Source organism: Streptomyces sp. A1277 (assembly GCF_004795015.1).
Lineage (GTDB): Bacteria > Actinomycetota > Actinomycetes > Streptomycetales > Streptomycetaceae > Streptomyces.
Genome location: NZ_SSBI01000054.1, coordinates 1 through 22,790, shown reverse-complemented (window position 1 = coordinate 22,790; position 22,790 = coordinate 1). Strand labels below are relative to the sequence as shown.

18 protein-coding genes and 2 tRNA genes are annotated in these 22,790 nt (G+C 69.5%); 17 read left to right on the top strand and 3 right to left on the bottom strand.

What is annotated here, in order from left to right; translation table 11 throughout:
* The first annotated feature begins 46 nt into the window (after positions 1 to 46).
* Positions 47 to 241 (top strand): hypothetical protein, encoded by a 195-nt coding sequence (locus tag E6R18_RS28920; RefSeq protein ID WP_026249602.1) that lies wholly within the window; start codon positions 47 to 49, stop codon positions 239 to 241.
* A gap of 87 nt (positions 242 to 328) precedes the next feature.
* Here E6R18_RS28920 and E6R18_RS28915 read toward each other — a convergent pair.
* Positions 329 to 402 (bottom strand) — tRNA-Gly (locus tag E6R18_RS28915).
* 166 nt (positions 403 to 568) lie between these two features.
* Between E6R18_RS28915 and E6R18_RS28910 the strand changes: the two genes are divergently transcribed.
* From E6R18_RS28910 to clpX, 5 genes are all read left to right on the top strand, one after another.
* Positions 569 to 645, top strand: a tRNA-Pro gene (locus E6R18_RS28910).
* Between the two features lie 164 nt (positions 646 to 809).
* Complete coding sequence (tig, locus tag E6R18_RS28905) at positions 810 to 2,198, top strand: trigger factor (RefSeq protein WP_136319836.1); 1,389 nt, start codon at positions 810 to 812, stop codon at positions 2,196 to 2,198.
* A 265-nt stretch (positions 2,199 to 2,463) separates the two neighbouring features.
* Positions 2,464 to 3,069, top strand: a complete 606-nt coding sequence (locus tag E6R18_RS28900) for an ATP-dependent Clp protease proteolytic subunit (RefSeq protein ID WP_168712469.1) — start codon at positions 2,464 to 2,466, stop codon at positions 3,067 to 3,069.
* Positions 3,070 to 3,147: 78 nt separating this feature from the next.
* Entirely contained in the window at positions 3,148 to 3,831 is a 684-nt protein-coding gene (locus E6R18_RS28895; protein WP_136319834.1) for an ATP-dependent Clp protease proteolytic subunit, read from the top strand.
* Positions 3,832 to 3,988: 157 nt separating this feature from the next.
* Positions 3,989 to 5,287 carry an ATP-dependent Clp protease ATP-binding subunit ClpX gene (gene clpX, locus E6R18_RS28890; RefSeq protein WP_018103185.1) on the top strand — a complete coding sequence of 433 codons (1,299 nt, stop codon included), beginning with the start codon at positions 3,989 to 3,991 and terminating at the stop codon, positions 5,285 to 5,287.
* Positions 5,288 to 5,366: 79 nt separating this feature from the next.
* Here clpX and E6R18_RS28885 read toward each other — a convergent pair whose 3' ends face one another.
* Positions 5,367 to 6,377, bottom strand: a complete 1,011-nt coding sequence (locus E6R18_RS28885) for a hypothetical protein (protein WP_136319833.1) — start codon at positions 6,375 to 6,377, stop codon at positions 5,367 to 5,369.
* A 139-nt stretch (positions 6,378 to 6,516) separates the two neighbouring features.
* Between E6R18_RS28885 and E6R18_RS28880 the strand changes: the two genes are divergently transcribed.
* From E6R18_RS28880 to E6R18_RS28830, 11 genes are all read left to right on the top strand, one after another.
* Positions 6,517 to 9,138, top strand: coding sequence for a valine--tRNA ligase (locus E6R18_RS28880; RefSeq protein ID WP_136319832.1), 2,622 nt, complete (start codon positions 6,517 to 6,519; stop codon positions 9,136 to 9,138).
* Between the two features lie 122 nt (positions 9,139 to 9,260).
* Positions 9,261 to 10,784, top strand: a complete 1,524-nt coding sequence (locus E6R18_RS28875; RefSeq protein WP_136319831.1) for a folylpolyglutamate synthase/dihydrofolate synthase family protein — start codon at positions 9,261 to 9,263, stop codon at positions 10,782 to 10,784.
* Between the two features lie 3 nt (positions 10,785 to 10,787).
* Entirely contained in the window at positions 10,788 to 11,144 is a 357-nt protein-coding gene (locus tag E6R18_RS28870; protein WP_136319830.1) for a DUF4233 domain-containing protein, read from the top strand.
* Positions 11,145 to 11,255: 111 nt separating this feature from the next.
* A complete protein-coding gene (gene ndk / locus E6R18_RS28865; protein WP_136319829.1) occupies positions 11,256 to 11,669 on the top strand; it encodes a nucleoside-diphosphate kinase in 414 nt (137 codons plus the stop codon).
* A 293-nt stretch (positions 11,670 to 11,962) separates the two neighbouring features.
* Positions 11,963 to 12,982 (top strand): rod shape-determining protein, encoded by a 1,020-nt coding sequence (locus E6R18_RS28860; protein ID WP_136319828.1) that lies wholly within the window; start codon positions 11,963 to 11,965, stop codon positions 12,980 to 12,982.
* Between the two features lie 98 nt (positions 12,983 to 13,080).
* Positions 13,081 to 14,115, top strand: coding sequence for a rod shape-determining protein MreC (gene mreC / locus E6R18_RS28855; protein ID WP_136319827.1), 1,035 nt, complete (start codon positions 13,081 to 13,083; stop codon positions 14,113 to 14,115).
* Positions 14,116 to 14,126: 11 nt separating this feature from the next.
* A complete protein-coding gene (gene mreD, locus E6R18_RS28850) occupies positions 14,127 to 14,792 on the top strand; it encodes a rod shape-determining protein MreD (protein WP_136319826.1) in 666 nt (221 codons plus the stop codon).
* 49 nt (positions 14,793 to 14,841) lie between these two features.
* Positions 14,842 to 17,007, top strand: a complete 2,166-nt coding sequence (mrdA, locus tag E6R18_RS28845) for a penicillin-binding protein 2 (protein WP_136319825.1) — start codon at positions 14,842 to 14,844, stop codon at positions 17,005 to 17,007.
* On the top strand, positions 17,007 to 18,197 hold the full coding sequence (gene rodA / locus E6R18_RS28840) for a rod shape-determining protein RodA (RefSeq protein ID WP_136319824.1): 1,191 nt from the start codon (positions 17,007 to 17,009) through the stop codon (positions 18,195 to 18,197). Before mrdA ends, rodA begins: the two co-directional genes overlap by 1 nt.
* A 37-nt stretch (positions 18,198 to 18,234) precedes the next feature.
* Complete coding sequence (locus E6R18_RS28835; protein ID WP_136319823.1) at positions 18,235 to 19,788, top strand: CYTH and CHAD domain-containing protein; 1,554 nt, start codon at positions 18,235 to 18,237, stop codon at positions 19,786 to 19,788.
* Positions 19,789 to 19,838: 50 nt separating this feature from the next.
* Positions 19,839 to 21,767 (top strand): TIGR03960 family B12-binding radical SAM protein, encoded by a 1,929-nt coding sequence (locus tag E6R18_RS28830; protein ID WP_136319822.1) that lies wholly within the window; start codon positions 19,839 to 19,841, stop codon positions 21,765 to 21,767.
* Positions 21,768 to 22,423: 656 nt separating this feature from the next.
* Here the strand turns inward: E6R18_RS28830 and E6R18_RS28820 are convergent.
* Positions 22,424 to 22,645: an IS3 family transposase gene (locus tag E6R18_RS28820; RefSeq protein ID WP_168712468.1), complete on the bottom strand. Its 222-nt coding sequence runs from the start codon at positions 22,643 to 22,645 to the stop codon at positions 22,424 to 22,426.
* Positions 22,646 to 22,790: the final 145 nt, after the last annotated feature.

Sequence of the window (22,790 nt, the reverse complement as noted above, 5' to 3'; positions counted from 1 at the left end):
ACAGCTCCGGGCCGGCAAGGCGGACCGACCGAAGGTGTGATCAGTCGTGGCCATTTCACTGTCTGTGGTGCTTCTTCTGGCCATCATCCTGGTGGTCATGATCCGAGGCGGTTCCATCAAGGCCGGGCCCGCGGTCGTCGCGGTGCTCTTCGGCTTCTTCCTGGCATCGACCGGCATGGCGCCGTCGATCAACAGGTTCATGAACTCGATAGCCGAGACGATCAACCAGATCAGCTTCTGAGCCCGGGCCCGGGCCGGTGCCGAACCGGTGCCGGTCCCGGGACACGACGAGGGGCCCGGTCCACCGGACCGGGCCCCTCGTCGTGCGTGGAGCGGGCGACGGGAATCGAACCCGCGTAGCTAGTTTGGAAGACTAGGGCTCTACCATTGAGCTACGCCCGCGTGCGGCGCGCCGCAGGTCACGGGGACCGCGGCACGAGAAGCATCGTAGCGGGTCGCGGGCGCTGCCCGCACACCCCATACCGAGGCGGACGGTGCCGCGCCCGGCCGACCGGCGCAAAGCTGCGGGTCCGGTGCCCGTCTGCATGTACCCTACGTGTCGCACCGACGGGGTGTGGCGCAGCTTGGTAGCGCGTCCGCTTTGGGAGCGGAAGGTCGTCGGTTCGAATCCGGCCACCCCGACCACCGGCGAGGACCAGCGGCAAGATCGCGTTGTGGGAGTCCTCCCCCTTGCCGTTACTATGCAAAATGCGTGCCCGTGTGTCTGATGTACCGGGCTCGGTCCGCGAAGCCGCCTCCTGTGCGGCCGAGCAGAACCCCAAGAAGTCAGCCACCAAGGAGACCGAACCGTGAAGAGCGCCGTGGAGACCCTGAACCCGACCCGGGTTCGGCTCAGCATCGAGGTGCCCTTCGAGGAGCTCAAGGACAGCCTCGACGCGGCGTACAAGAAGATCAACCAGCAGGTCACGGTGAAGGGGTTCCGCAAGGGCAAGATCCCCAGCCGGATCATCGACCAGCGGTTCGGCCGTGGTGCTGTGCTGGAGGAGGCCGTCAACGACGCGCTCCCGAAGTTCTACACCGAGGCCGTCAACGAGGGTGAGCTCAACGTCCTCGGCCAGCCCGAGGTCGACATCACGGAGCTGAAGGACGGCGAGCTGCTGGCCTTCACCGCCGAGGTGGACGTGCGCCCCGAGATCGAGATCCCGGACTACTCCGGCATCGAGGTCACCGTCGACGCCCTCGAGGTCAGCGACGAGGACGTCGAGAAGGCCGTCGAGCAGCTCCGCGAGCGCTTCGCCTCGACCAACCCGGTCGAGCGCGCCGCCGCCGCCGGCGACGTCGTCACGATCGACCTGCAGGCCAAGGTCGAGGGCGAGGTCCTGGAGGACGGCGTGGCCGAGGGTGTCTCGTACACCATCGGCTCCGGCGAGCTCCTCGAAGGCATCGACGACGCCGTGACCGGCCTGGAGGCGGGTGGCGAGGCCACCTTCACCTCCGAGCTGAAGGGCGGCTCCGCCGAGGGCAAGGAGGCCGAGGTCACCGTCAAGGTCACCGCCGTCGCCGCCCGCGAGCTCCCCGAGCTGGACGACGAGTTCGCCCAGATGGCCAGCGAGTTCGACACGCTGGAGGAGCTGAAGGCGGACAGCCGCAAGCGCCTGGAGAACACCAAGCAGTACGACCAGGCCACCCAGGCCCAGGAGCGCGTCCTCGAAGAGCTGCTCAAGCTCGCCGAGGTCCCGATCCCGGAGAAGCTGCTCGCGGACGAGGTTCAGACCCGCAAGCACAACCTGGAGCACCACCAGCTCGGCCAGATGGGTCTCACCCTCGAGAAGTACCTGGAGATCCAGGGCAAGACCCTTGAGGAGTTCGAGGCCGAGACGTCCGAGCAGGCCGTCAAGGGCATCAAGACCCAGTTCATCCTGGACGAGCTCGTCAACAAGGAGAAGCTGAACGTCAACCAGGAGGAGCTCACCGAGCACCTCATGCGGCGTGCCGCCTCCTCCGGCATGAGCCCGGACCAGTTCGCCCAGGCCGTGGTCGAGGGCGGCCAGGTGCCGATGCTCGTCGGCGAGGTCGCCCGCGGCAAGGCGCTGGCCGTGGTCGTCGAGGCCGCCAAGGTCGTCGACACCAACGGCGAGGTCGTCGAGCTGGAAGACGACGAGGACGCGGCGGAGGAGACCACGGAGGCCGCCGAGGGCGCCGCCGAGGCCGCCGCCGAGGAGAAGACCGAGGTCTGAGCCTCGCGCTGACCCCGTACGACGGGCTCCGGACGCCACCGCGTCCGGAGCCCGTCGTCGTACCGCGGACGATTCGCCACAACCCTTGTGCCAACTGCGGACCTTGCGCTCCCAGCGAACAGTTGCGGAAGCGGGATGGCGTTGTCCCACCTGCGCGTTAGGGTCCATGAAGAGGAAGGGTCGGGGAGTCCCGGCCCACCCGGTACGAAGACGCTGAGACGGCCGGAGCCGTCAGAGACGAGCAGGTGGATACGTGACGAATCTGATGCCCTACGCCGCCGGAGAGCCGTCCCTCGGTGGAGGCCTCGGTGACCAGGTCTACAGCCGACTGCTCGGCGAGCGCATCATCTTCCTCGGTCAGCAGGTCGACGATGACATCGCCAACAAGATCACCGCGCAGCTGCTCCTCCTTGCCGCCGAGCCGGACAAGGACATCTACCTGTACATCAACAGCCCCGGCGGCTCGGTGACGGCCGGCATGGCGGTCTACGACACCATGCAGTACATCCCGAACGACGTGGTCACCATCGGTATGGGCATGGCCGCCTCGATGGGGCAGTTCCTGCTCACCGGCGGCACCGCCGGCAAGCGCTTCGCGCTCCCGAACACCGACATCCTCATGCACCAGGGCTCGGCCGGCATCGGCGGTACGGCGTCGGACATCAAGATCCAGGCCCAGTACCTGCTGCGCACCAAGCAGCGGATGGCGGAGATCACCGCCCGCCACTCCGGCCAGACCGTGGAGACGATCATCCGCGACGGCGACCGCGACCGCTGGTACACCGCGGAGGAGGCCAAGGACTACGGCCTCATCGACGAGATCATCACCGTCGCATCGGGCGTTCCGGGCGGCGGCGGCACCGGCGCCTGATCCGGTCCCCCGGACAGCGCCGCACCGCACCGCGCATCTCTCGTACGCCGAGACACCCAGCCACAGAACGCCACCAGGATGGTGAACACCCACATGAACAACTTCTCCGGCGCCTCCGCGAGCGGCCTCTACACCGGCCCGCAGGTGGACAACCGCTACATCGTCCCGCGCTTCGTGGAGCGCACCTCGCAGGGCGTGCGCGAGTACGACCCGTACGCGAAGCTCTTCGAGGAGCGCGTGATCTTCCTCGGCGTGCAGATCGACGACGCCTCCGCCAACGACGTCATGGCGCAGCTGCTGTGCCTGGAGTCGATGGACCCGGACCGGGACATCTCCATCTACATCAACAGCCCCGGCGGCTCGTTCACCGCGCTCACCGCGATCTACGACACGATGCAGTTCGTGAAGCCGGACATCCAGACGGTCTGCATGGGCCAGGCGGCCTCCGCCGCCGCCGTCCTGCTCGCCGCGGGTACACCCGGCAAGCGCCTGGCGCTGCCGAACGCGCGCATCCTCATCCACCAGCCGTCCTCGCAGACCGGCCGTGAGCAGCTCTCCGACCTGGAGATCGCGGCCAACGAGATCCTGCGCATGCGGACCCAGCTGGAGGAGCTGCTGGCCAAGCACTCCACCACGCCGATCGAGAAGATCCGCGACGACATCGAGCGCGACAAGATCCTGACGGCCGAGGACGCCCTCGCCTACGGTCTGGTCGACCAGATCGTGGCGACCCGCAAGAGCGCGGCCGGAGCGGTCGCCTGACGTGGGGCCCGGCCCCTTGGCACGGAACGGACAGCCGGTCACGGCCGTGTGAACCGTGCCAAGGGGGGCCCGCATGGGGGGCCAGGCAAGGTACCGTCGGATAGAGGCACCAGGAGCCGCTGAACCAGGCGTCTCCCAGGCGAAGGGGAAGCACCTCGTGGCACGCATCGGTGATGGCGGCGACCTGCTCAAGTGCTCGTTCTGCGGAAAGAGCCAGAAGCAGGTGAAGAAGCTCATCGCGGGTCCCGGTGTGTACATCTGCGACGAGTGCATCGATCTCTGCAACGAGATCATCGAGGAGGAGCTCGCGGAGACGAGCGAGGTCCGCTGGGAAGAGCTTCCCAAGCCGCGCGAGATCTACGAGTTCCTCGAGGGGTACGTCGTCGGGCAGGAGCCCGCGAAGAAGGCCCTCTCGGTCGCTGTGTACAACCACTACAAGCGGGTCCAGGCCGGCGAGAACGGCGGCGGCGCGGGCCGCGACGACGCGATCGAGCTCGCCAAGTCGAACATCCTGCTGCTGGGCCCCACGGGCTCCGGCAAGACGCTGCTCGCGCAGACGCTGGCCCGCATGCTCAACGTCCCGTTCGCCATCGCCGACGCGACGGCGCTGACGGAGGCCGGCTATGTCGGCGAGGACGTCGAGAACATCCTGCTGAAGCTGATCCAGGCCGCTGACTACGACGTCAAGAAGGCCGAGACCGGGATCATCTACATCGACGAGATCGACAAGGTCGCCCGCAAGAGCGAGAACCCGTCGATCACCCGCGATGTCTCCGGCGAGGGCGTCCAGCAGGCCCTGCTGAAGATCCTGGAGGGCACCACCGCCTCCGTACCGCCCCAGGGCGGCCGCAAGCACCCGCACCAGGAGTTCATCCAGATCGACACGACGAACGTGCTGTTCATCGTGGGCGGCGCCTTCTCCGGCCTGGAGAAGATCATCGAGTCCCGGGCCGGCGCCAAGGGCATCGGCTTCGGCGCCACGATCCGCTCCAAGCGGGAGATCCAGGCGAGCGACCAGTTCCAGGAGGTCATGCCGGAGGACCTGGTGAAGTTCGGGATGATCCCCGAGTTCATCGGCCGCCTCCCCGTCCTGACCTCGGTCCACAACCTGGACCGCGAGGCCCTGCTCCAGATCCTCATCGAGCCGCGCAACGCCCTGGTCAAGCAGTACCAGCGCCTCTTCGAACTCGACGGCGTGGAGCTGGACTTCGAGCGCGAGGCGCTGGAGGCCATCGCCGACCAGGCGATCCTGCGCCAGACCGGCGCGCGCGGCCTGCGCGCGATCATGGAGGAGGTCCTCCAGTCGGTGATGTACGAGGTGCCGTCCCGCAAGGACGTCGCCCGCGTGGTCATCACCGCCGACGTGGTCCGCAACAACGTCAACCCGACCCTGGTCCCGCGCGAGCCGCGCACGATCGGCAAGGGCGACGAGGGCCGGCACGAGAAGTCCGCGTAGCGCGGTGCGGTAGTCCGCACGTACGCGAAGGGGCGCCCCGCCGGAAGAACCGGCTGGGCGCCCCTTCGCGTTGTCGCGCTCAGATCTTGGTGCGGGAGGTGTTGTAGAGCTTGGCGGCGAGGTCGGCGACGTCCTCGGTCGGCATGCTCTTGCCTGTGGTCATGGCCGCGCCCAGGTCCACGGCGAAGACGATGCCGACGGTGCTGTAGTCGGTCCAGATGCAGACGGGGATGTTGACCTCCTTGGGGCCGTTCTGGAGCGAGCCGTCGGACTTCTTGTTGACCGTCTTGATCGTCTGGCACTTCATCAGGGCGCCGTCGAAGCCCTTGGGCGTGACGCTCTCGGGCGAGCCGACGAGGGTCGCCTCGCTGTCGTCGTCGCCCTCGTCCTTCGCCATCTCGTCCTTGGCCCCGGCGAAGGCCGCGTTCAGCGTCTTCTCCGGGTCGTCGACCTTGCCCCAGATGCCCTTGAGCATGAGCATCTTCGTGGTGAGCGGGTTCTTCTCGATGTCCCCGCTGGCGTAGACGGCGCTGGCCTCGACGGGCGACTTGACGCCCATCTCCTCGGTCTCGGTCTTCTCCTTGCCGGTCAGCGGCCCGGTCTTGTTGTCGGAGTCGGACTTGTCGTGCTTGTACTCGCCCACCGCCTCCGGCGGCGTCAGCTTGTAGCCCTTCGTGGAGGACGCGACGGAGGTGCTTCCCCCGTCCGAGGTGAGGTAGTACACGCCACCCGCGATGACCGCCAGGGCGAGGACCGCGGCGCCCACGATCAGACCCGTCTTCTTCTTCGGGGGCTCCGCCGGCGGGAAGCCCGGCTGCTGGCCGTAGACCGGCTGGCCGCCGTACGGGGGAGTGGGGGGCTGCTGGCCGTACGGGCCGGGCTGCTGGGCCTGCGGGTAGCCGTAACCGGGCTGGGGCTGCTGCTGGGGCGGGACGCCCTGGGGGGCCTGCTGGGGGTAGCCGTAGCCGGGCTGTCCCTGCGGCGGACCCTGCGGCGGCTGCCCGCCGTACGGGCCCGGCTGCTGTCCGTACGGTCCGGGCCGGCCCTGCGGCGGCTGCCCACCGTACGGGCCCGGCTGGTTGTAGCTCATCTGCGGTGTCCCCTGTTCGTGATACTTACGCGTTCCGAACATCCTGGCGGAAGCACCCCGCGCACGGACCACCGGGAGGCACACCGTTACGGAACAAACCGGTTTCAGTGCATGACTGTGACGGCCCTAAACTGTCCGCGTGACCGAGAACCCAGCGCAGCAGCCAGCCAGCAACCCCGAACTGCCGACCCAGTACACGCCGGCCGAGGTAGAGGGGAAGCTGTACGAGCGCTGGGTAGAACGCGGGTACTTCGAGGCGGACGCGAACAGCGGCAAGCCGCCGTACTCCATCGTCATCCCGCCGCCCAACGTCACCGGTTCCCTGCACCTGGGCCACGCCTTCGAGCACACGCTGATCGACGCCCTCGTCCGCCGCAAGCGCATGCAGGGCTTCGAGGCGCTCTACCAGCCGGGCATGGACCACGCCGGCATCGCCACCCAGAACGTCGTCGAGCGCGAGCTCGGCAAGGAGGGCAAGTCCCGCCACGACCTGGGCCGGGACGCCTTCGTCGAGCGCGTCTGGCAGTGGAGGAACGAGTCGGGCGGCCAGATCTCCGGCCAGATGCGCCGCCTCGGCGAGGGCGTCGACTGGTCCCGCGAGCGCTTCACGATGGACGAGGGCCTGTCCAGGGCCGTCCAGACCATCTTCAAGCGGATGTACGACGACGAGCTGATCTACCGCCGCGAGCGCATCGTCAACTGGTGCCCGCGCTGCCTCACCGCGATCTCGGACATCGAGGTCGAGTACCAGGAGGACGACGGCGAGCTCGTCTCCATGACGTACGGCGAGGGCGACGAGACCATCGTCGTCGCCACCACCCGCGCCGAGACGATGCTCGGTGACACCGCCGTCGCCGTCCACCCCGACGACGAGCGGTACAAGCACCTGGTCGGCAAGCAGATCAAGCTGCCGCTGACCGACCGCACGATCCCGGTCGTCGCCGACCACCACGTCGACCCCTCGTTCGGCACCGGTGCCGTCAAGGTCACGCCCGCCCACGACCCGAACGACTTCGAGATCGGGCAGCGCCACGACCTGCCGTTCCTCACCGTCCTCGACGAGCGCGCGGTCATCACCGTCCCCGGCCCCTTCGAGGGTCTGGACCGGATGGAGGCCCGCTCCGCCATCGTCGCCGCACTGCGCGCCGAGGGCCGGATCGTCGCCGAGAAGCGGCCGTACGTCCACTCGGTGGGCCACTGCTCGCGCTGCAAGACCACCGTCGAGCCGCGGCTCTCCATGCAGTGGTGGGTCAAGGTCGCCCCGCTCGCCGAGGCGGCCGGTGACGCCGTCCGCGACGGCAAGGTCAAGATCCACCCGCAGGAGATGGAGAAGCGGTACTTCGACTGGGTCGACAACCTCCACGACTGGTGCATCTCGCGCCAGCTGTGGTGGGGGCACCGCATCCCCGTCTGGCACGGCCCCGACGGCGAGATGGTCTGTGTCGGACCGGACGACGAACCGCCCACGGGCGAGGGCTGGACGCAGGACAGCGACGTCCTGGACACCTGGTTCTCCTCCGGCCTGTGGCCCTTCTCCACCCTCGGCTGGCCCGAACAGACCGACAGCCTCGCGAAGTTCTACCCGAACTCCGTCCTGGTCACCGGCTACGACATCCTCTTCTTCTGGGTCGCCCGGATGATGATGTTCGGCCTGTACATCGACAAGGACGTCCCGCCGTTCGGGACGATCGTCCTGCACGGCATGGTCCGCGACGAGCACGGCAAGAAGATGTCGAAGTCCTTCGGCAACGTCGTCAACCCGCTGGACTGGATGGACAAGTACGGCTCCGACGCGCTGCGCTTCACCCTCGCGCGCGGCGCCAACCCGGGCACCGACGTCCCGATCGGCGAGGACTGGGTCCAGGGCTCCGCGAAGTTCTCCAACAAGATCTGGAACGCCACCCGCTTCGCCCTGATGAACGGCGCGACGATCGAGGGCGAACTGCCGTCGGCCGACGAGATGTCGGTGACCGACCGCTGGATCCTGTCCCGGCTCAACAAGACGGTCGCCGAGGTCGACGCGTACTACGACGACTTCCAGTTCTCCAAGCTCAGCGAGGCGCTTCGGCACTTCGCCTGGGACGAGGTCTTCGACTGGTACGTCGAGCTGTCCAAGACCACGTTCTTCGGCGGCGGCCGCCCGGCCGAGGTCTCCGGCCGGGTCCTGGGCGAGGTCCTCGACGTGATGCTGCGCCTGCTGCACCCCGTCGTCCCCTTCGTCACCGAGACCCTGTGGACCGCGCTCACCGGCCGCGAGTCCGTCGTCATCGCCGACTGGCCGAAGGACTCGGGCTTCCGCGACGACGCGGCCGAGCAGGAGATCGAGCTCGTCCAGCAGGTCGTCACCGAGGTCCGCCGCTTCCGCTCCGACCAGGGCCTCCAGCCCGGCCAGAAGGTGCCGGCCGAGCTCACCCTGACCGGCACCCCGCTCGCCGCGCACGAGACGGCGATGCGGCAGCTGCTGCGCCTCCAGCCGGCCGGCGACACCTTCCAGGCCACCGCCTCGCTGCCCGTCGCCGGGGCGACCGTCGCCCTCGACCTGTCGGGCACGATCGACGTCGGCGCCGAGCGCAAGCGGCTGACGAAGGACCTGGAGGCCGCGCGGAAGGAGAAGGCCCAGGCGACCGGGAAGCTCGGCAACGAGGCGTTCCTGGCCAAGGCCCCGGACAACGTGGTCGACAAGATCCGCGGCCGGCTCGCCAAGGCCGAGGCCGACATCGAGCGGATCACCGGTCAGCTGGCGAACCTGCCGCAGTCCTGAGCCACCGCCGCGAAGCCCCCGCACCCCTCGCCCGAGGGACGCGGGGGCTTCGCCGCGACCCCGCCGTGTCCGGCCCCCGGGCGGCTGCGCGCGTTGTCCGTGCCCATCCGTAGACTGGCCCCGTGAGTGAGCCCCGCCCTTCCGACCGGCCCGACGCGTCCGATCCCGACGACACCTTCGCGGAGATCGTCGACGAAGCGACCCAGCGCGACCCCGACCTGGCGGTGATCGAGGCCGGGAGCCGCACGCTGCGCGCAGCCTCCGGACCGCCCCGGGCCGACGAGGTCCCCGCCCGCCCCGCCGACCCGGAGGTGGACAAGGCGCTGCGCGCGGTGGAGCAGGAGCTCGCCGGGCGCTGGGGCGAGACCAAGCTGGAGCCGTCCGTGACGCGCATCGCCGCGCTGATGGACGTGCTCGGCGAGCCGCAGCGCGCGTACCCCTCGATCCACATCACCGGCACCAACGGCAAGACGAGCACCGCCCGCATGATCGAGGCCCTGCTCGGCGCCTTCGACCTGCGCACCGGGCGCTACACCTCGCCGCACGTCCAGTCGATCACCGAGCGGATCAGCCTGGACGGCGCGCCGATGGACCCGGAGCGGTTCATCTCCACGTACGAGGACGTCAAGCCGTACGTCGAGATGGTCGACGCCCAGCAGCCCTACCGGCTGTCGTTCTTCGAGGTGCTCACCGGCATGGCGTACGCGGCGTTCGCCGACGCGCCGGTGGACGTCGCCGTGGTCGAGGTCGGCATGGGCGGCACCTGGGACGCGACCAACGTGATCGACGCGACGGTCGCCGTCGTCACCCCCATCTCGCTGGACCACACCGACCGCCTGGGCTCCACGCCCGGCGAGATCGCCACGGAGAAGTCCGGGATCATCAAGCAGGGTGCCACGGTCATCCTCGCCCAGCAGCCCGTGGACGCCGCGCAGGTGATGCTGAAGAAGGCCGTCGAGGCCGACGCGACCGTGGCCCGCGAGGGCATGGAGTTCGGCGTGGTCTCCCGGGAGATCGCGGTCGGCGGCCAACTGCTGACGCTGCGCGGCCTCGGCGGCGAGTACACAGACGTCTTCCTGCCGCTGTACGGCGCCCACCAGGCGCACAACGCGGTGGTGGCGCTCTGCGCGGTCGAGGCGTTCTTCGGCGTCGGCGCCGAGCAGGCCGGTGCGCTGGACGCGGACATCGTGCGCACGGCGTTCGCCTCGGTGGTCTCGCCCGGCCGCCTCGAAGTCGTCCGCTCCAGCCCGACCGTCGTCCTGGACGCCGCGCACAACCCGGCCGGCGCCCGCGCCACCGCCGAGGGGCTTTCCGAGGCGTTCGGCTTCTCCCGGCTGATCGGGGTGGTCGGCGCCAGCGGTGACAAGGACGTGCGGGGGCTCCTGGAGGCATTCGAGCCGATCTTCGCCGAGGTCGTCGTCACGCAGAACTCCAGCGAGCGCGCGATGGACGCCGACGCCCTCGCGGCCGTCGCCGTCGAGGTCTTCGGCCACGACCGGGTGCAGGTCGAGCCCCGGCTGGACGACGCGCTGGAGGCGGCGATCACCCTCGCCGAGGAAGAGGACGAGTACGCGGGCGCCGGGGTGCTGGTGACCGGTTCCGTGATCACGGTCGGCGAGGCCCGGCTGCTTCTGGGAAGGCGCTGACCCATGCGCACGCTCTGTGCATCGACGCTGATCGGTGAGTTCTTCGTGATCGGGTTCGCCGGACTCGTCGCGATGAAGTCCGACGACCTGACGAACGCCGCGGTCTGGACGGTGTGCGGCATCGGGATGCTGTTCTCCGTGCTGCTGTGCGGGATGATCACCCGGCCCGGGGGCGTCCAGCTCGGCTGGGCGTTGCAGATCGCGCTGGTCGCGAGCGGCTTCGTGGTGCCCACGATGTTCGTCCTCGGCGTGGCCTTCGGCGCGCTGTGGTGGGCCTCGGTGCACTACGGCCGCCGGATCGACGCGGTGAAGGCGCGATGGGCGGCGCAGGCGGAGGCGCAGGCACCCGCCGGCAGCTGACCGGGCGGCATCACCCACGCGGCGGACACCGCGGCAAACCCGGCCGCGGGCCCGTCGCCATGCCCCTGTAATCTCGCCTCACCGCACCCGTATGCCTGCAAGGAGTCCCGCATGACCCAGCGCACCCTCGTTCTTCTCAAGCCCGACGCCGTCCGGCGCGGTTTGGTCGGCGAGATCGTCGGCCGCATCGAGCGCAAGGCCGGCTGGAAGATCACGGCGCTGGAGCTGCGTACCCTGGACCGCGCCACGCTGGAGCAGCACTACGCGGAGCACGTGGGCCGCCCGTTCTACGAGCCGCTCATGGAGTTCATGCAGTCCGGCCCGATCGTCGCCCTGGTGGCCGAGGGCGAGCGGGTCATCGAGGGCGTCCGCGCCCTGGCGGGCCCCACCGACCCGATCGCCGCCGCGCCCGGCTCGATCCGTGGTGACTTCGGCACGATCACCCGGGAGAACCTCATCCACGCCTCGGACTCCGAGGAGTCCGCGGAGCGGGAAATGAAGCTGTTCTTTCCTGGACTTTCCTGAGCCGCACTCAGCCGAACAGCGCTCATGACCTGGGGCGACCGAAGTAATTCGGTCGCCCTTCGGCATAGGGTCCCCGATCGCGGGAACGCATCCCCCCGACGTAACGTCACCATGAGTGGAACGGCCACCCGTTCTGCCCAGCACGGCGGCGGACCCTCGCGCTGTGTCGGTGCATCCGGCACTACGATGGAACCTTCCACGCCCGCAGCGCTCATCTCGCCTACCAAAACAAGCCATCGACGCTTTCACTTGGGAAGGCCCGACGCATCCTCATGGGGAACAAGGGGAACTCAATGTCGTTCATCGGCCGTGACATGGCTATCGACCTCGGGACTGCCAACACGCTGGTGTACGTCAGGGGGCGCGGCATCGTCCTGAACGAGCCGTCCGTCGTGGCCATCAACACCAACACCGGCGGAATCCTGGCGGTCGGCGCCGAGGCCAAGAAGATGATCGGCCGTACGCCGGGCAACATCGTTGCCGTACGGCCCCTGAAGGACGGCGTGATCGCCGACTTCGAGATCACGGAGCGGATGCTCCGCTACTTCATCCTGAAGATCCACAAGCGCCGCTACCTGGCCCGCCCCCGGGTCGTGGTCTGCGTGCCCTCCGGCATCACCGGGGTCGAGCGACGCGCCGTGATCGAGGCGTCCACGCAGGCAGGCGCCCGCCAGGTGCACATCATCGAGGAGCCCATGGCGGCGGCCATCGGCTCGGGCCTGCCGGTCCACGAGGCCACCGGCAACATGGTCGTGGACATCGGCGGCGGCACCACCGAGGTCGCGGTGATCTCGCTCGGCGGCATCGTCACCGCCCAGTCCATCCGGGTCGCGGGTGACGAGCTGGACAACGCGATCATCCAGCACATCAAGAAGGAGTACTCGCTCCTCCTCGGTGAGCGCTCCGCCGAACAGATCAAGATCACCATCGGTTCCGCGTTCGAGCTGGAGAAGGACGAGCACACCGAGATCCGCGGCCGCGACCTCGTCTCGGGCCTGCCCAAGACCGTGGTCATCTCCGCGACCGAGGTCCGCAAGGCCATCGAGGAGCCGGTCAACGCGATCGTGGACGCGGTCAAGACGACCCTCGACAAGTGCCCGCCGGAGCTGTCCGGCGACGTCATGGACCGCGGCATCGTCCTCACCGGCGGCGGCGCGCTGCTGCGCGGCCTGGACGAGCGGCTGCGCCACGAGACGGGCATGCCGATCCACATCGCCGAGGACCCGCTGGACTCGGTCGCGCTCGGCTCCGGCAAGTGCGTCGAGGAGTTCGAGGCGCTCCAGCAGGTGCTGGACGCCCAGCCCCGACGGTAGTAATCCCACGGCCCTCCGCGCGGACGCTGCCGCTCCGCGCGGGGGATCGTTGATATACAGGCACGAACATTCCTACGAGGAAGGCACGGCCGCCGCACGTGAGGGACACACGAGAGAGCCGGCTGCTCCTGGTGCTGCTGATCGCCATCGCATTCGCACTGATCACGGTGGACATCCGGGGTGGTGAGGAGTCGCCGGTGGACGGCGCCCGGCAGGCCGCCGCCACGGTCTTCGGACCCGTGGAGAACGGCGTGGCGTCGGCGGTCGACCCGGTGGGCAACGCCATAGGAGCGGTGCGCGCCTCCGGCGCCCGGCACGACAAGATCGCCACGCTGGAGAAGCAGAACGCACAGCTGAAGGCCGAACTCGGCAGCGACGACCGCAACCGCAGCCGGGTCCGCGAGCTCGACAAGATGCTGAAGAAGTCGGCCACCGGCCAGTACGGCATCAAGGCCGCCGAGGTCATCGCCATAGGAGCGGCCCAGGGCTTCTCCTGGACGGTCACCATCGACGCGGGCTCCAAGGACGGCCTCAAGCGCGACATGACCGTCCTCAACGGGGACGGACTCGTCGGCCGCGTCACCACCGTCGGCCCGGACACCGCCACGGTGCTCCTCGCCAACGACCCCGACTTCACCGTCGGCACCCGGATGGAGTCGACCGACGAACTCGGGTTCGCCACCGGCCAGGGCTCCCGGCCGCTGGCCGTGCAGTTCCTGAACGGCAAGGCCAAGGTCAAGAAGGGCGACCGGCTCGTCACCTTCGGCTCCAGCAAGGACAAGCCGTTCGTGCCCGGCGTCCCGGTCGGCGAGGTAGTCCGCGTCGACCCCTCCGGCGGCGACCTGACCCGTACCGTCTACGTCCGCCCGTACGTCGGCTTCACCAAGCTCGACATCGTCGGCGTCGTCGTCCAGGCCCCGCGCGAGGACCCCCGCGACATGGTCCTGCCGAAGAAGCCGAAGGCGCCCGCGAAGCCGAAGCCCACCCCGACCGTCACCGTCACCATCTCGCCCAACGGCGACATCGTCGACACCGAGGGCAACGTCGTGGGCAACATCCACGAGAGCCCCGGCCCGGACCCCAGCGGGAACGCCACACCGAACGCCGACAACGCGGTCAACGAACAGAGGTAGAGCTGATCCCCATGCACGTCAACCGGACCCTGCTCTCCATCGTTCTGGTCGTCTTCGCCCTCGTCGTCCAGGTGTCCGTACTGGCCCGGCTCCAGCTGCCCGGCGCCGTGCCCGACCTGCTGCTCATGGTCGTCCTCGGCCTGGCCTTCGTGTACGGGCACGTCAGCGGCGCCCTCATCGGCTTCGGCGCGGGCCTCCTCGCCGACCTGGCACCCCCCGCCGACCACGCCGCCGGGCGCTACGCCCTGGTGCTCTGCCTCATCGGCTACCTCGCGGGCCTGGCGCGGCCGGAGAACGGGCAGCTCAAGTCCGCCTTCCTGCCGATGGCCGCGGTCGTCGCGGCGGCGATCGGCTCGACCCTGCTGTACGCGGGGGTCGGCGCGCTCGTCGGCGACACGGCGGCCCGTCACGTGGGCCTGGGCAGCCTGCTGTTCACCGCCGCCGTCTACGACCTGCTCCTCGCGCCGTTCACGGTGCCGCTGATCATGGCGCTCGCCAGACGTACGGTGAACGACCCCGTCGCCGAGTCATCCTCCGGCCGCGGCGACGTGGCGGCCGGCTGGCTCGCGGCGGGAACCGGGCTGCGGATCGGCAGCCAGCGCGGCGGACTGCGCGTGAAGGCGGCCCGCAACCGGGCGGCACGCGCCGGACGGATCAAGGGAGTCAAGCGACTGTGAGGCTGCATTCCACGGGGCACACCCCCCGGACCACGACGGGGGGCGCCCGGTGAGCAACATCCCCGAGACGGGCCGGACCCAGCGGGTCCAGATCCGCCTCATCGTCATCCAGGTCCTCGTCTTCTCCCTGCTCCTCACCCTCGGCGGCCGCCTCTGGTACCTCCAGATCCGCAACGGCCAGGAGTACTCCGACGAGGCGAAGAACAACCACGTCCAGCAGGTCGTCCAGCCCGCCGCCCGCGGCTCCATCCTCGACGCGCGCGGCGTGCCCCTCGCCGACAACGAGACCCGCCTCGTGGTCTCCGCCAGCCGCACCGACCTGATGAAGATGGCCGACGACGGCAAGGCCGTGCTGACCCGGCTCGCCGACGTGCTCGACATGAAGCCGAAGGACGTCTTCGACAAGGTCCGGCTCTGCGACGCCAAGACCCCGCAGCCCTGCTGGAACGGTTCGCCCTACCAGCCCATCCCGGTCACCGACGAGGCCACCACCCAGCAGGCCCTGACGATCCGCGAACGCGCCGAGGACTTCCCCGGCATCACCGCCGAACCCACCGCCGTGCGCCGCTACCCCGCACCCGGCAAGGCCAACACCGCCCAGGTCCTCGGCTACCTCTCGCCCGTCACCGACGAGGAGATCACGAAGGCCCAGGACAGCGACTCGCCCTACCTGCGCTCCGACATGGTCGGCCGCTCCGGCCTGGAGCGCACGTACGACAAGGAGCTGCGCGGCAAGGCGGGCGTCACCCGCTACGAGGTCGACAACCTCGGCCGGGTCATCGGCCAGGCCAAGAACGACGAGGCGGAGGCCGGCGCCAGCGTCGTCACCTCCATCGACGCCCGCGTCCAGGCCGTCGCCGAGTACGAGCTCAACGAGGCCATGAAGGCGGCCCGCAAGGAGTTCGACACCAACACCGGCGAGAACTACAAGGCGGACTCCGGCGCCGTCGTCGTCATGGAGGCCAAGACCGGCCGGGTCGTCTCCATGGCCTCCCTGCCCAACTACGACCCCAACTCCTGGGTCGGCGGCATCTCCGCCAAGGACTACGCCAAGCTCACCGGCAAGACCAGCAACTTCCCGCTGCTGAACCGGGCCATCCAGGGCCAGGCCGCCCCCGGCTCCATCTTCAAGGTCATCTCCTCGACCGCGGCGGTCAACGCCGGATACCCCTTCGACGGCCACTACCCCTGCCCCAGCTCGTACTCCATCGGCGGGCAGACCTTCAAGAACTTCGAGTCCCAGGGCTACGGCGACATCACCATCGGCCGCGCCCTGGAGGTCTCCTGCGACACCGTGTACTACGGCATCGCGCACAAGGAGTGGCAGAAGGACGGCGGCAACAACCCCAAGAAGAACCCCAACGACTGGTTCTACAAGACCGCCCACCAGTTCGGCCTCGGCAAGGAGACCGGCATCGACCTCCCCAACGAGGTCAGCGGCCGCGTCCCGGACCGCCAGTGGAAGAAGAACTTCGCCAAGGCCAACCACGACTCCTGGTGCAAGCAGGGCAAGAAGGACGGCACGTACGTCGAGAAGATCGCCTACGAGAACTGCCTCGAAGGCGACAGGATGCGCGCCGGTGACTCCGTCAACTACTCGATCGGCCAGGGCGACACCCTCGTCACCCCGATCCAGATGGCCACCATCTACGCGGCCATCTCCAACGGCGGCACGCTCTACGACCCCACCGTCGGCAAGGCGATCGTCAGCGCCGACGGCAAGACCGTCCAGGAGATCGCGCCCAAGTCGCACGGCAAGCTGCCCTTCACCCAGAAGACGCGCAACGAGATAGACGAAGCCCTCGCGGGTGTCGCGACCCGCGGCTCCGCCGCCTGGCGGTTCGGCGGCTGGCCGCAGGACAAGATCCCGATGCACGCCAAGACGGGTACCGCCGAGGTCTACGGCAAGCAGACGACCTCCTGGTTCGCCACGTACACCAAGGACTACACGGTCGTCATGACGATCTCCCAGGGCGGTACGGGTTCCGGCGCGTCCGGGCCCGCCGTCCGCAACATCTACAACGCCATCTACGGCCTCGACGCCACCGGCAAGCAGGACGTGAAGAAGGCCCTCCTGCCGACGCCCCAGAAGGGCCTGCCGAAGATCGGGACGGACGGCACCATCGACGCCCCGACGATCAAGCCGTACACCCCCGCCTCGGAGAATCCGGCCACCGAGCAGACGCTCGCCGCGGTCCTCGGGAGGCGTGACTGATGGCCGGCTTCTCCGTCCAGCGCTACGCCCCCGAGCGCTCCACCTGGGGCCGGCTCGTCGCGCGCGACTCGCTCGTGCGCCGGCTCGACTGGCCGCTGCTGGGCTCGGCGATCGCGCTCTCCTTCATCGGCTCGCTGCTCGTCTGGTCGGCGACCCGGGGACGCGACTCGCTGACCCACGGCGACCCGTACTACTTCCTGTTCCGGCACGCCCTCAACACCGGCATCGGCATCGCGCTGATGATCGGCACGATCTGGCTCGGCCACCGCACGCTGCGCGGCGCGGTGCCGGTCCTGTACGGGCTGTCCGTGCTCCTCGTGATGGCGGTCCTCACCCCGCTGGGCGCCACCGTCAACGGCGCCCACGCCTGGATCCTGCTGCCGGGCGGGTTCTCCCTCCAGCCCTCCGAGTTCACCAAGATCACCATCATCCTGGGCATGGCGATGCTGCTCGCCGCCCGCGTCGACGCGGGCGACCAGCTGCACCCCGACCACCGGACCGTGGCCAAGGCCCTCGCCCTGGCAGCGCTCCCGATGGCGGTCGTCATGGGGATGCCGGACCTCGGCTCCGTCATGGTCATGGTCGTCATCGTGCTCGGGGCGCTGCTGGCCTCCGGCGCCTCCAACCGCTGGGTCTTCGGACTCCTGGGCACCGGGATTGCCGGCGCGGTCGCCATCTGGCAGCTCGGGCTGCTCGACGACTACCAGATCGCCCGGTTCGCCGCCTTCGCCAACCCGGCGCTCGACCCGGCGGGCGTCGGCTACAACACCAACCAGGCGCGCATCGCGATCGGCTCCGGCGGCCTGCACGGCACCGGCCTCTTCCAGGGCACCCAGACCACCGGGCAGTTCGTCCCCGAGCAGCAGACCGACTTCGTCTTCACGGTCGCCGGCGAGGAACTCGGCTTCCTCGGCGCCGGGCTCATCCTCGTCCTGCTCGGCGTCGTCCTGTGGCGCGCCTGCCGCATCGCCCGCGAGACCACCGAGCTGTACGGCACGGTCGTCGCCGCCGGGATCATCGCCTGGTTCGCCTTCCAGTCCTTCGAGAACATCGGCATGACGCTCGGCATCATGCCGGTCGCCGGCCTCCCGCTGCCGTTCGTCTCCTACGGCGGTTCCTCGATGTTCGCCGTCTGGGTGGCCATCGGGCTGCTCCAGTCGATCCGGGTGCAACGGCCGATAACGGCCTGAGCGACCACTTCGACGCGCGCGGCACTAGATTCGGTACATGGCGGACACCAAGCGCGAGATCGAGCGGAAGTACGAAACCACCGACGCCACCCGGCTGCCCGACCTGAGCCGGGTGGCCGGGGTCGAGGCCGTCGACCACGAGGGCGTCATGGAACTCGACGCCGTGTACTACGACACCGAGGACCTGCGCCTCGCCGCCGGCCACGTCACCCTGCGCCGCCGCACCGGCGGCTCGGACGCCGGCTGGCACCTCAAGCTCCCGGTCGCCGCGAACGTCCGCGACGAGATCCGCGCCCCGCTCTCCGACACCCTGCCGCCCCGCCTCGCCGCACTGATCCGCTCCCGGGTCCTGGACACACCCGTCGTCCCCGTGGTCCGGCTGCGCTCCGCCCGCGACGTCCACGTGCTCACCGGCCCGGACGGCACCCCCCTCGCCGAGCTCAGCGTGGACGAGGTCCACGCCGAGCGGCTGTCCGGCGGCGACCGCACCGCGACCTGGACCGAGATCGAGGCCGAACTCGCCGACGACGGCGACCCCGCCTTCCTCGACACCGTGGAACAGCACCTGGGCGAGGCCGGCATCCGGCCCTCCACCGCCCCCTCCAAACTCGCCCGCGCCCTCGCCGAGACGGCGCCCGCCGGCTCGCGGCCCCAGGACGACGAGCCCGCCGAGCCGCGCACCGCCGAGCCGCGCACCGCCGAGCCGTGCACCGCCGGCGACCACGTCCTGGCCTACGCGCGCCGCCAGGCGGAGGCGATCGTCGCCCTCGACCCGGCCGTCCGCCGGGGCCTGCCCGACTCCGTGCACCGGATGCGGGTCGCCACCCGCAGACTGCGCAGCGCCCTGCGCACCTACCGCCGCGTCCTGGACCGCGAAGCCACCCGCCCCCTCGGCACCGAGCTGAAGTGGCTGGCCGCCGAACTCGGCGTCGACCGGGACCAGGAGGTCCTGGACGCCCGGCTGCGCGCCCGGCTCGACGCGCTGCCCCGCACCCTGGTCCTCGGCCCGGTCCGGGCCCGGCTGCGGCTGTGGTCGGCGGGCGGGCGCAGCGGCTCGCACCGGCGCACGGCCGCAGTCCTGGACTCCGAGCGCTATCTGACGCTACTGCGCGCCCTGGAACGGCTCCTCGCGGACCCGCCCCTGCTGCCGGCGGCCGCCGCCGCGCCCGGCAAGGAGCTGGCCCGGGCCGTGCACAAGGACCACAAGCGCCTCGCCGGCCGTATCGCGCACGCCCTCGAACTGCCGCCAGGACCGGACCGCGACGCGGCCCTGCACCGCGCCCGCAAGGCGGCCAAACGCGCCCGGTACGCGGCGGAGGCGGCCCGCCCCGCCCTCGGGAAGCCCGCCAAGAGGTCCGCCAAGCGGGTGAAGGCCGTACAGAGCCTCCTCGGCGACCACCAGGACGGCGTGGTCGCCCGCGAGACCCTGCGCGCGCTCGCGGTCCGGGCGCACGCGGCGGGGGAGCCTTCGTTCACCTGGGGACTGCTCTACGGGAAGGAGGAGGCCGCCGCCGCCGAGGGCGAGCGCGAACTGCCCGGTGTGTGGCACAGGGCCGCCCGGGCGGACATCCGGCGGGCGTCCGGAGGCTGAGCGTCGCGGTACGCTGGATGGTCACCCCTGCCGGCTCTCGAAAGTTCGCGATGTCTGTCGATTCGGTCTTCCCACAGCTCGAAGCTCTGCTCCCGCATGTGCAGAAGCCCATCCAGTACGTCGGCGGTGAGCTGAACTCCACCGTCAAGCCGTGGGACGAGTGCGACGTCCGCTGGGCTCTCATGTACCCGGACGCGTACGAGGTCGGGCTGCCCAACCAGGGCGTCATGATCCTCTACGAGGTGCTCAACGAGCGCCAGGGCGTCCTCGCCGAGCGCACCTACAGCGTCTGGCCGGACCTGGAAGCGCTGATGCGCGAGCACAAGGTGCCCCAGTTCACCGTGGACAGCCACCGCCCGGTCAAGGCGTTCGACGTCTTCGGGCTGAGCTTCTCCACCGAGCTGGGCTACACCAACATGCTCACCGCGCTCGACCTGGCCGGCATCCCGCTCGCCGCGAAGGACCGGGGCATCGACGACCCGATCGTCCTCGCCGGCGGGCACGCCGCGTTCAACCCCGAGCCGATCGCGGAGTTCATCGACTGCGCGGTCATCGGCGACGGCGAGCAGGCCGTGCTGGAGATCACCGAGATCGTCCGCGCCTGGAAGGCCGAGGGCCGCCCCGGGGGCCGCGAGGAGGTGCTGTTCCGCCTCGCGAGGACCGGCGGCGTCTACGTCCCGGGCTTCTACGACGTCGAGTACCTCCCGGACGGCCGCATCGGCCGCGTCGTACCGAACAAGTCGGGCGTGCCGTGGCGGGTCTCCAAGCACACCGTCATGGACCTGGACGAGTGGCCCTACCCCAAGCAGCCCCTGGTCCCGCTCGCCGAGACCGTCCACGAGCGGATGTCCGTGGAGATCTTCCGCGGCTGCACCCGCGGCTGCCGTTTCTGCCAGGCCGGCATGATCACGCGCCCCGTGCGGGAGCGAAGCATCACCGGCATCGGCGAGATGGTGGAGAAGGGCCTCAAGGCGACCGGCTTCGAGGAGGTCGGCCTGCTCTCCCTCTCCTCCGCCGACCACACCGAGATCGGCGAGATCGCCAAGGGCCTCGCCGACCGCTACACGGACGACAAGATCGGCCTCTCGCTGCCCTCCACCCGCGTCGACGCGTTCAACGTGGACCTGGCCAACGAGCTGACCCGCAACGGCCGCCGCTCCGGTCTCACCTTCGCCCCCGAGGGCGGCTCCGAGCGCATGCGCAAGGTCATCAACAAGATGGTCTCGGAGGAGGACCTGATCCGCACCGTCGCCACCGCGTACGGCAACGGCTGGCGTCAGGTGAAGCTGTACTTCATGTGCGGGCTGCCCACCGAGACCGACGAGGACGTCCTCCAGATCGGCGACATGGCGGTCAACGTCATCGCCAAGGGCCGCGAGGTCTCCGGGCAGAACGACATCCGCTGCACCGTCTCCATCGGCGGTTTCGTGCCCAAGCCGCACACCCCCTTCCAGTGGGCCCCGCAGCTGAGCGCGGAGGAGACCGACGCCCGGCTCGCCAAGCTCCGGGACAAGATCCGCGGCGACAAGAAGTACGGCCGCTCGATCGGCTTCCGCTACCACGACGGCAAGCCCGGCATCGTCGAGGGCCTGCTCTCGCGCGGTGACCGCCGGGTCGGCTCCGTCATCCGTGCCGTCTACGAGGCCGGCGGCCGCTTCGACGGCTGGCGCGAGTACTTCAGCTACGACCTGTGGATGAAGAGCGCCGAGGCGACGCTGCCGGACTTCGGCGTGGACGTCGACTGGTACACCACCCGCGAGCGGACGTACGAGGAGGTCCTGCCCTGGGACCACCTGGACTCGGGCCTGGACAAGGACTGGCTCTGGGAGGACTGGCAGGACTCGCTGGACGAGACCGAGGTGGAGGACTGCCGCTGGACGCCGTGCTTCGACTGCGGCGTGTGCCCGCAGTTCGATACATGGCCACAACTGAGTGAGAGCGGCAAGAAGATGCTTCCGCTGACGGTCAAGAAGCCGTAGTGACCAGCGGGGATGCCGTCCGGCGGATGGCTGAGGCGCTGGCCGGCATGACCGATGCGGAGCGGGCCGAGACCCTCCGAGGGCTCGGGGCGAGGGAGCGTGAGCAGGCTTCTCGCACGCTGCGGCGAACGCCGCTCCCTGCCCCTCCGCAAGACGGCGGGCGCATCGTCTCGGCCGTGGAGTGGGTGTAGGTAGGTAGAGGGCGTCCGGCCCGACACAGAGCCGGACGCCTTCTGCGTGCCCTCCCTGGGCCGCACTTGTGCTTGGCCCGGCCGGGGTGAACACGCCCCCTTGACCAGCGCTGTCCGGCAGGGTGAGGGTCGTGCAACCAGGCGCAACGCGCTCGGCAGGGAGGGACCTCATGGCCTTACGGTTCGTTGGTAAAGATCCTGAGTCCGGAGATCACGGATCACCTGCTGTGTGGGTGGATCAGGAGTCGAAGGATCTCGTGATCCAGGGGTGGACAGCAGACGAACAGACCACGGGCGAGAGCTCGCGAGATGTTCTGATCCCTGGCATGAGTCGGTGATCAGGGTTCCGAAGCGGGTGGTCCCGCTTCTCAGGGAGGCGCTACGTGTCGCAGAGTCTGACTGACTTCTCTGACCTCATCCGGTCAGTGCGGGAGTGAGGTTCCCCCGCAGCGCGGGAGTGGCTGACTAGCTGGTCAGGGCGGGTTGACGTGGTTTCAGGTTCACTGGTTCGGCCGCTGCCTGGTCGGCGTAGTGCTTCTCCTCGTACTCGATCGGGCTGAGGTAGCCGAGCCGTTTCTGGATGCGGCGGGGATTGTAGAAGCCGTCGATGTACTCGAAGAGAGCGAGGTTCGCCTCGGCGTGTGTGGCGAAGACGCGGCCGCGGATGCACTCGGTCTTGATGACCATCCACAGGTTCTCCGCCAGGGCGTTGACGCTCCTATAGTTGTCAACTCGCTGTGGGGAGGGTCCGTGGTGCGGGTCGGATCAGGTGGTAGACCTCGCGGATGACGTAGCGTTTGAGGCATCGGATGATCTCGCGTTTCGTCTTGCC

Coding starts and splice junctions, on each gene's coding strand:
- E6R18_RS28900 (WP_168712469.1), top strand. CDS start 2,464: ATGCCCTACGCCGCCGGAGAGCCGTCCCTCGGTGGAGGCCTCGGTGAC.
- E6R18_RS28895 (WP_136319834.1), top strand. CDS start 3,148: ATGGTGAACACCCACATGAACAACTTCTCCGGCGCCTCCGCGAGCGGC.
- E6R18_RS28885 (WP_136319833.1), bottom strand. CDS start 6,377: ATGAGCTACAACCAGCCGGGCCCGTACGGTGGGCAGCCGCCGCAGGGC.
- E6R18_RS28870 (WP_136319830.1), top strand. CDS start 10,788: ATGCGCACGCTCTGTGCATCGACGCTGATCGGTGAGTTCTTCGTGATC.
- ndk (WP_136319829.1), top strand. CDS start 11,256: ATGACCCAGCGCACCCTCGTTCTTCTCAAGCCCGACGCCGTCCGGCGC.
- E6R18_RS28860 (WP_136319828.1), top strand. CDS start 11,963: ATGTCGTTCATCGGCCGTGACATGGCTATCGACCTCGGGACTGCCAAC.
- mreD (WP_136319826.1), top strand. CDS start 14,127: ATGCACGTCAACCGGACCCTGCTCTCCATCGTTCTGGTCGTCTTCGCC.
- rodA (WP_136319824.1), top strand. CDS start 17,007: ATGGCCGGCTTCTCCGTCCAGCGCTACGCCCCCGAGCGCTCCACCTGG.
- E6R18_RS28835 (WP_136319823.1), top strand. CDS start 18,235: ATGGCGGACACCAAGCGCGAGATCGAGCGGAAGTACGAAACCACCGAC.
- E6R18_RS28830 (WP_136319822.1), top strand. CDS start 19,839: ATGTCTGTCGATTCGGTCTTCCCACAGCTCGAAGCTCTGCTCCCGCAT.
- E6R18_RS28820 (WP_168712468.1), bottom strand. CDS start 22,645: ATGGTCATCAAGACCGAGTGCATCCGCGGCCGCGTCTTCGCCACACAC.